This is a genomic window from Acinetobacter sp. 25-47-122 (genome assembly GCF_056779695.1).
The window spans coordinates 1-301 of sequence record NZ_JBWYIJ010000035.1; the positions used below are offsets into that span (position 1 = coordinate 1).

The following is a 301-nucleotide window of genomic DNA, read 5'->3' on the forward strand; positions in this document are numbered from 1 at the left end:
CAATTGCCTCTACCAATTCATCATGCTTAGCTTCTGCAGTTTGAACCGCTTGTGTTGCTGCTGCAATCGCAGCTTCGGCAGCATCAACAACACCATCACCATTTAAATCATTAATTACTGGTAAAGCTGTATCTAGAGCATCTAAACGAGCATCTAGATCATCTTTAGCTGCTGATGCAGGTAATGCATCTACCAAGCCTTGTGCTGTATCTTTCAACGCATCTAATTGATCTTTGATCGCTTGTAATTGAGCTTGCGTTGCTGGACTGATCACACCATTTTTAGCAGCAATTGCCTCTAC

General features: G+C 42.5%; 1 protein-coding gene. It reads right to left on the minus strand.

What is annotated here, in order from left to right:
- Nucleotides 1-301: GA-like domain-containing protein (locus AC1M9P_RS14660; RefSeq protein WP_481588096.1), on the minus strand; the 301-nt coding region annotated here is incomplete at both ends.